The sequence below is a fragment of the Mesorhizobium sp. genome (assembly GCF_017306585.1).
In the GTDB taxonomy this organism is placed as follows: domain Bacteria; phylum Pseudomonadota; class Alphaproteobacteria; order Rhizobiales; family Rhizobiaceae; genus Mesorhizobium.
On sequence record NZ_JAFKIC010000194.1, the window covers coordinates 18,947 to 27,449 of the forward strand.

The window sequence follows — 8,503 nt, forward strand, 5'->3', positions numbered from 1 at the left end:
TCCAATCTCCTGCAATCGGAGAGCTAAGCATGACCAAATGGGTTTTCACCTTTGGCGATGGTGCGGCGGAAGGCCGTGCCGGCGACAAGAATCTGTTGGGCGGCAAGGGCGCCAATCTGGCCGAGATGTGCAGCCTTGGCTTGCCGGTGCCGCCGGGCTTCACCATCACCACCGAGGTCTGCAATGCCTATTACGCCAACGGCCGGACCTATCCGGCCGGGCTGGAGACCGACGTCGCCACCGCGCTCGACCATATCGGCCGGCTGACCGGACGCCGTTTCGGCGACCCCTCGAAGCTGCTGCTGGTCTCGGTGCGCTCCGGGGCCCGCGCCTCGATGCCGGGCATGATGGATACCGTTCTCAATCTCGGCCTCAACGACGAGACGGTCGAGGCGCTTGCAGGCGATTCCGGCGATGCGCGCTTTGCCTATGACAGCTACCGCCGCTTCATCCAGATGTATTCCGATGTGGTCATGGGCCTCGACCACGAGGTGTTCGAGGAAATCCTGGAAGACCAGAAGGCCAGCCTCGGCCACGAACTCGACACCGAACTGACGGCTGAGGAATGGCAGGGCGTGATCGCGCTCTACAAGGCCAAGGTCGAGGAGGAACTGGGCAAGCCGTTCCCGCAAAACCCGCATGAGCAACTGTGGGGCGCCATCGGCGCGGTGTTCTCCAGCTGGATGAACAACCGCGCTATCACCTACCGGCGCCTGCACGACATCCCCGAAAGCTGGGGCACGGCGGTCAACGTCCAGGCCATGGTGTTCGGCAACATGGGCGAGACGTCGGCCACCGGCGTCGCCTTCACCCGCAATCCCTCGACCGGCGAAAAGCAGCTCTATGGCGAGTTCCTGGTCAACGCGCAGGGCGAGGATGTCGTCGCCGGCATCCGCACGCCGCAGAACATCACCGAGGCGGCCCGCATCGCCGCCGGCTCCGACAAGCCGTCGCTGCAGAAGCTGATGCCGGACGCCTTCCAGTCCTTCGTCACCATTTCCGACAGCCTGGAAAAGCACTACCGCGACATGCAGGATCTCGAATTCACCATCGAACGCGGCAAATTGTGGATGCTGCAGACACGGTCCGGCAAGCGCACCGCCAAGGCAGCGCTGAGGATCGCAGTCGAGATGGCCAGGGATGGCCTGATTTCGAAGGAAGAGGCGGTCGCCCGCATCGACCCGGCCTCGCTCGATCAGTTGCTGCATCCGACCATCGATCCGAAGGCGGCGCGCGACGTCATCGGCGTCGGCCTGCCGGCGTCGCCGGGGGCCGCAACCGGCGAGATCGTCTTTTCCTCCGCCGATGCCGAAGACCTCAAGGCGCAAGGCCGCAAGGCGATCCTGGTGCGCATCGAGACCAGCCCGGAGGACATCCACGGCATGCACGCCGCCGAGGGCATCCTGACCACGCGCGGCGGCATGACCAGCCATGCGGCCGTCGTGGCGCGCGGCATGGGCAAGCCCTGCGTTTCAGGCGCCGGCTCGCTGCGCGTCGACTACAGGGCCGGCACGCTGCTCTCGATGGGCCAGACGTTCCGCAAGGGTGACATCATCACCATCGACGGCGGCAATGGCCAGGTGCTGAAAGGCGCGGTTGCCATGCTGCAGCCCGAGCTGTCAGGCGATTTCGCCGCCATCATGGAATGGGCGGACGCGGTGCGCCGCATGAAGGTGCGCACCAATGCCGAAACTCCGCTCGATGCCCGCATGGCGCGCTCCTTCGGCGCCGAAGGCATCGGGCTTTGCCGCACCGAGCACATGTTCTTCGACGGCGCGCGCATCGTCGCCATGCGCGAGATGATCCTGGCCGACACCGAGAAGGACCGCCGCACCGCCCTCGCGAAGCTTCTGCCCATGCAGCGTTCAGATTTCCTCGAACTGTTCGAGATCATGGCCGGTCTGCCGGTGACGATCCGCCTGCTCGATCCGCCGCTGCATGAATTCCTGCCCAAGACCGAGGCTGAACTCGCCGAGGTCGCGACGGCCATGAACGTGTCGCCGGACAAGCTCCGCCAACGCACCGAAGCCCTGCATGAATTCAACCCGATGCTCGGCCATCGCGGCTGCCGGCTGGCCGTCTCCTATCCCGAGATCGCCGAGATGCAGGCGCGCGCCATTTTCGAGGCAGCCGTCGAGGCCGGCAAGAAAGCCGGCGCGCTGGTGGTGCCCGAGATCATGGTGCCGCTGGTCGGTCTCGTGAAGGAGCTCGACTACGTCAAGGCGCGCATCGATGCGGCCGCCAGGAGCGTCATGGACGAGAGCGGCGTCAAGATCGAGTACCTGACTGGAACCATGATCGAGCTTCCCCGCGCGGCCATTCGTGCCCATGTCATCGCCCAGTCCGCCGAGTTCTTCTCCTTCGGCACCAACGACTTGACCCAGACAACCTTCGGCATTTCGCGCGACGATGCCGCCTCGTTCCTGGAGACCTACCGTCAGAAGGGCATCATCGAGCAGGATCCGTTCGTCTCGCTGGATGTCGACGGCGTCGGCGAACTGGTGCGCATGGCGGCGGAGAAGGGCAGGGCGACGCGGCCTGCCCTCAAGCTCGGCATTTGCGGAGAACATGGCGGCGATCCGGCCTCGATCCGTTTCTGCGAGGAGGTCGGCCTGGATTATGTCTCCTGCTCGCCCTACCGCGTCCCGATCGCCAGGCTGGCAGCCGCGCAGGCCGCGGTGCAGGTGGCAAGGACAGGCCGCGGCTGACACCTTCCGGCAAGGCAAACTACCTGCGCCGCGCGAATGCGGCCGTGGCGGTTTCGCGCTCGATGGAGGCAGGCAGTCGTCCTGAGGCAGACGAGGGTGAATGCCAGGCTCTCGCGGCTTGTTTCAACCTTGTATAAAATACATTCTATACGGCACCCATAGCACCGCATATGAGGAATAATTTAGCCAAGTAAACATTATTGCAGCCGAATATACGATCACAAAGACCGCTACCAAGCGAGAAACGTCATCTCTGCGCGAAACGAAGTCGGGAAGACGAGACAATACCACCAACTGCAAAGGTATTAGGTAGAGGCCGATACGGTCAATCGCAGTGGACGACGGTGAATACATCAGAATTGGAATCAAGGCTAATGCGATGACAGACATGCCTTTCCAAAGCGGTCTTTCTCTCAGTCGAAAGGGAAATTTCTTATAGTATAAGGCAATAAACGCGGGGAGCACGTTCATTGCCACACGAACGTTGGCCCCGCCTGAATCATACTCTCTGTTTATATACCCTCGCATCAACTTGTCGACGCTACTTTCCAGCAACGCAAAATAGGCTAAGACCGTTGCAGCACCAACCCAACAGATCGTCCAGAATCGTCCACGGTTCTCCGTCAATGCCGCAATCGGGATGAGCAAGACAGCGCTCTTATGGAAAGTAGCCGCCAACAAAATCCAAATTACAAATCTCATGTTGGATCTATATGTGCCGAGAGCGACAAGCCCCTGCATAGCCATGCCAATCGCAACCCCTTGGCGGGTATATCCCATTGCCACCACGACGATCAGATAAGGCGTTGCTATCACGAGGGCTAGCCAGGGCCGAGGTTGGGCGGCAGCGAAAGAAAGTAACCCCCACGAAAACAGCGTCGCGCACACAAGATTTACGAGCCAAATGCCACCTCCAAGCCGGGCAGCAATCCAATTAACCAGCATATAGCCTGGATCACCCAGGCTTGGGATTTCCGAAAAATCAGAATAGCTGGCTCTAAAAAAGTATCGTATGTAAGACTTCCAGTCACCACCGACTTCATAGCGCAGGCCAACCACGAGAGTGATCGCAATTAACATCAATACTAAGACAAACCGTACGTTTACGAAACGCAGGCGATAATGCGGCGTTTCGAAAAAACTTGCAAAAGCAGAAATCCCAAATAGTAGCCAATAAGGCACCATTATCATTTACCTATATACGTGCCAATTCTCCTGGAAGGACATAGAGGCATCTTCTGCTTCAGCAGGTCATTTCTGAACAACAGCTTTAATGAATGATGCCAATCGCGGGGCCTGTACGTCCAAAGTGTATCTCCGCTCAACATCTGCCCGTCCGAAACTCCCCATGGATAGTCTCAGTCGACGGTCGGTGACGAGCTGTCTTAGCGCCAATAGCCAATCGCTTTTGGACGACGCAAGAAAGCCGTTGGCTTCCCTCACTATTTTCTTATTGACCCCCACCGGTGACGCGACAACAGGCACGCCTGAGGCCATATATTGAATGATCTTGTATCCGCATTTGCCGCGCTCCCAAGGATTGTCGAGCAATGGCATAACGCCGATATCAAACTGAGCAATCTCTTGTACCTCGGTATCCTCTGTCCAAGGGCGAGCGACAAAAATACTGCCAGAGAGTTGATCCTGCCGCGCCCCAATAGCGATCGCTCGAAGAGGAATTTTAAGCGACAGTTCATCTAAAACAGGTTTGATTATGTCAAGGTAATGCGCGGTGCTAGGCGAACCGATCCACCCTATGGTGATGTCCTTAGAATCTAGCTTTGGCCCAATCATATACCGCTTCAAATCAACGACGGTCGGAACAGTTTCAACACGGGAGGCGCCAGCCTCTCGTGCGCGCTCTGCAAGATAGTCGTTCCCCGCGACCACCAAATCAGCTCGTCGCATCAATCGATCAAGCTTCCTACCTAGAATCGCCCGCACGGCATGCGATCTATGCCCATCGTATCGATGGAAGACGGCGTCATCCAGGTCAACAATCATCGGCAACCCAGATGGAAACAAGGAGAGCTCAACGAAGGCAGGTAGCCAAGGCAGCATCTCTTTTTCTATCCAGATCGCGTCAAATTTTCTTGCAGAAAGGAGAGCTTTAACTCGTCTAAAAAATGAACTAAATATTATCCATCGCCTAGCATCGTTTGCATAAATTGTCGTAACGTAATTGTTATCAAACAATGGCTCAACGTAAAATTCTATATCGAATGCAGAGAATTTATCTACGTACTGGTACGTTCGTAGTCTGCTGCTTGCTGCAAGTGTTCCATAACGAGATAGGGCCATAATTTTCATAAGAGATTCCAAGATAGACAAAAGTCTAAATATTTAACTTTTTCGATATTACGAACTTTATTTCGTAACAAGGGAACATCCATGTAAAATTCTCCTCGTAAGTTTCTTTTGTAAATGAATTTACATTGACAATGAAACCAAATGCCTTCTTAAAAAAGTGCCTTATGTACCTTGGTGGATGGGACTTGAAAATAAGATCAACTGAATTCAATTCTGAACTAAAATCTCTCATATATCTCGGGACAGCTCTCTTAAATATATTGTCGTCGCAGAAATATGACATAGTGTACAAGCCAAAAGTCGTTTTGTGAGTCACATCGGAATAATAGAAAGGGTTAGAAAAATGAGGAACAACGATTTTTAATTTTCCACCAGGAGACAGTACGCGCATTGTCTCTGAAAAAAGAGCTTCAAAATCGCTTATATGCTCAAAGAAGTGGTATGAATATATTCCAGATACACTTTGATCGCTGATGCATTTTATCACGTCAAAAACGTCGCCGACGACATCCACGTCAGGAAAGTCCAATGCGTCGATGCCAATAGCCTCGGGGTGCCTCTTGCGGTTGCCGCAGCCAAGCTCCAGGTAGGTGTCCGCCTTGTCGGATATGTTTGCGAGCAAAGACCGCTTGTCCTTGATCATCAGACCCCTCCCTCCCTCATCGCAGAGCTATCCTCTTGACCAACCTGCTTAGTCGTAGCTTTGATACCGACATAAGATAGCGTCCCATCGAGAGAATGTAGAGTATTGAAAGTTTTTTACTGCTAGATAAATTGCTATGCGGGAGCAATTCAAAGTATTTATTATCTTGTATATCTAGGTCTATGAAATCGAAATCTATTCCGTTAGTCCAAGAGACGTAGTTAAAACTTATTTGATCTCGAAGGCTGGAACTGCCGATCTCTTCCATCCACAAGCGACCCAACCGTTCTGCCAGTGGGTTTCGTCCATGGCGGAGGATTATACTGCCCGCAATCAAACCGTTCTTTTCAGGGTAACCAAGCTGCCTATATCGCGCGATCTGAGATTCAATGACTGCGGGGACATCCTTACCTCTAGAGATGCACGCCGCAGCCTCCTGATAAATGCAATCTCTGCTTGGGTGCCTGAATAGTGAGATGCCGCGAGGTCCGAGCTGCTTTTTCGAAAAGTCCGACATATCTCCAGAAATTCTGATCGAAGCGTCAACATATATGGTAATCGCAGCATTCCCAAATAGGAGATGCGGCATGGTTTTAAATATCCTCGATGTTCTTCGCGAATCTCTATAATTTCTATCAATAACGATAGGAGACCAAATTCCAAAGTCGTGCTCTTCGCTGTCCGTTATGCAGAAATAGAAAAAATTCTTATCTATGACACTTGGTTGTTTCAATCGATCGCAATTTCCTATCAAGACAGTGTATACGATATCCCCATCGCAATCGACAGATAAGGATTTCGCATATTGTAAGTATTCTTCTAGGTTATTCATTGGGTTTTGTATGAAGTTCTAGCTGGCCGGAATTTAGGCGTACAGAAAAGTCGCAATTCTCAACTGTAGATGTTCTGTGAGCGATAATTAGCATGGTAAAACTTCTATCCAGTTCCTCAATCGCATTCATAACGGAATTTTCTGTATCGTTGTCCAAAGCGCTAGTTGCTTCGTCAAAAATCAGGACGTCCGCTTGCTTGTAGAGTGCCCGGGCAATGCCGATTCGCTGACGTTGCCCTCCTGAAAGCCGAATTCCACGCTCGCCGACAAAAGTGTTGTAGCCCTGCGGCAGGGTGTCGATCACTTCAGACAGATCGGCTTTCTTTGCTGCCTCGCGGACTCTTTCGATATTGATTTGTGAGAGCGGCACTCCGAACGCAATGTTCTCTGAGATCGTTGCGTCTGACAAATAAATAGCCTGTGGCACGTGCGCGATCCTTGCTTGCCATGCCGCACGGTTCATGTCTGTCAAAGCCGTATCATCAATCATGATTCGACCATTTGTTGGTGTTAGTAGGCCCAGTATCAAATCCATCAAGGTCGACTTGCCGCTGCCTGTCTTGCCAATGAAGCCGACACGCGCGCCCTTAGGCAGAGTCAAGCTGACGTCTTTGATAGCCATAACTCCACCGGCAGGATACGAGAAGCTGACATTTTCTAGGGCAATTGCCCGCTCAAAGTGCAGTGCGCCCCCTTCGAACTCGGAGACATGCTTGGAATCCGGCAGCCGCAAAATATCCAGGATGTCCTGGAGCATTCGGCCGTTGTTCATCATTGTTGCCCAGCCGGTAAAAATCTGCTGCAACAGCGGCAGAAGACGCTGAGCGCCCAAAGCCAGTACGCCAAGAACAGGGACCGCGCCCACTAGGCCGCCTTCTCGTAGGCTTAGCATCAGAGCCAAAGCGGCAATCAGAACTAAGCCTAGACCCTCGACGATAAAGCGAGGCGCCTGGCCAACAAAGTTGTTCGATGCCTGTGCATTTCGCAAAGCCCCCTCGATTGCGGCGAAGCGGGTGACGAAAACTGGCTGTGACCTATCTAGCAGAATGTCGCGTATTCCGCCTAGGCCTTCGCTTGCCGCCTGTACGCGCTCAGCTTGCGCTTGTGCTATAATCGCTCCGTTTAGCCTCATTTTCTTTCGTGTGAAGCGCATAACCGCGAGATAGATTGCGGCAAACCCAAGTCCAGATCCAATTGCAACAGTGGTATCGATAAAAATTAATCCGCCTAATATGAATAAAGAGATCACTATGGCAATAAGCGCCTGCATCTGCGGCACCAGCAATTGCGTGGTGATCAATTGAGCCTTATTTATTGCCGCAAATGTATCGCTGGAGTTGCTTTCTGTATGGTGCGAGTAAGGCTGACATAGCGTCTTGTGGTATATAGAAATGCTTAACTCTTCAGCTACGCCATAGATAAATTTCTGGCTAACCCAAACAAGTCTTAGGCGAACTACCGCAGCGACAACCGCTGATATCGCAAACCCGATAGTTGCCGCGACTATGATTCTAAGCGGCGTATCCAAGCTAAAGAAATCCAGCAGTGGACGTAGCCTTGAACTCGCAACCGCCTCATGCGGGCTGGTCACAACCGACAGAAATGGCAGAATGGCCCCTAGTGAGACAACCTCCGCAATAGCACCGGCGAACATGAGGCCCAGCACCGGACCAATTTGACGGCGACGATGCGGCGACACGTGCATGAACAATTCGGAGAGCGACGAAAACATGGAAGGGTCTCTCACGTGAGAGACCCTTCATCGTAATGTGCTAGGCGCCACACGGCGAACCACCCGACGCCCTCGGTCACCAACGTTCGAAGTGAGACCAGATAGTCCCTTCTGACATCCTGCACTTTCAGCCTTTGCCCCGCTCAAATATTGCGTCTCGAGTCTGCCGCCCCCGAGCGGGTCAGCAGGCGTTGATTTATGCCTGTGCCGCCCATACTCGGTATAATTGCCGCATAGAGGGCAGCATGTCATGCTAGGAAAGCGAACACTGGACCATA

At 53.7% G+C, this 8,503-nt stretch carries 6 protein-coding genes; 1 reads left to right on the top strand and 5 read right to left on the bottom strand.

The annotated features are described in order from the left end of the window. Window positions 1-29: 29 nt before the first annotated feature. Window positions 30-2,708, top strand: a complete 2,679-nt coding sequence (gene ppdK, locus J0I79_RS23795) for a pyruvate, phosphate dikinase (protein WP_292864868.1) — start codon at window positions 30-32, stop codon at window positions 2,706-2,708. A gap of 123 nt (window positions 2,709-2,831) precedes the next feature. Here ppdK and J0I79_RS23800 read toward each other — a convergent pair whose 3' ends face one another. From J0I79_RS23800 to J0I79_RS23815, 5 genes are all read right to left on the bottom strand, one after another. Then, entirely contained in the window at window positions 2,832-3,893 is a 1,062-nt protein-coding gene (locus J0I79_RS23800) for an EpsG family protein (protein WP_292864871.1), read from the bottom strand. A gap of 66 nt (window positions 3,894-3,959) precedes the next feature. Then, window positions 3,960-5,018, bottom strand: a complete 1,059-nt coding sequence (locus J0I79_RS23805) for a glycosyltransferase family 4 protein (RefSeq protein ID WP_292864874.1) — start codon at window positions 5,016-5,018, stop codon at window positions 3,960-3,962. A 25-nt stretch (window positions 5,019-5,043) separates the two neighbouring features. Then, window positions 5,044-5,661, bottom strand: coding sequence for a methyltransferase domain-containing protein (locus J0I79_RS23810; protein WP_292864877.1), 618 nt, complete (start codon window positions 5,659-5,661; stop codon window positions 5,044-5,046). 16 nt (window positions 5,662-5,677) lie between these two features. Beyond that, on the bottom strand, window positions 5,678-6,493 hold the full coding sequence (locus J0I79_RS35160) for a glycosyltransferase domain-containing protein (protein ID WP_366015089.1): 816 nt from the start codon (window positions 6,491-6,493) through the stop codon (window positions 5,678-5,680). Continuing rightward, on the bottom strand, window positions 6,486-8,225 hold the full coding sequence (locus tag J0I79_RS23815; protein ID WP_292864880.1) for an ABC transporter ATP-binding protein: 1,740 nt from the start codon (window positions 8,223-8,225) through the stop codon (window positions 6,486-6,488). Before J0I79_RS23815 ends, J0I79_RS35160 begins: the two co-directional genes overlap by 8 nt. Window positions 8,226-8,503: the final 278 nt, after the last annotated feature.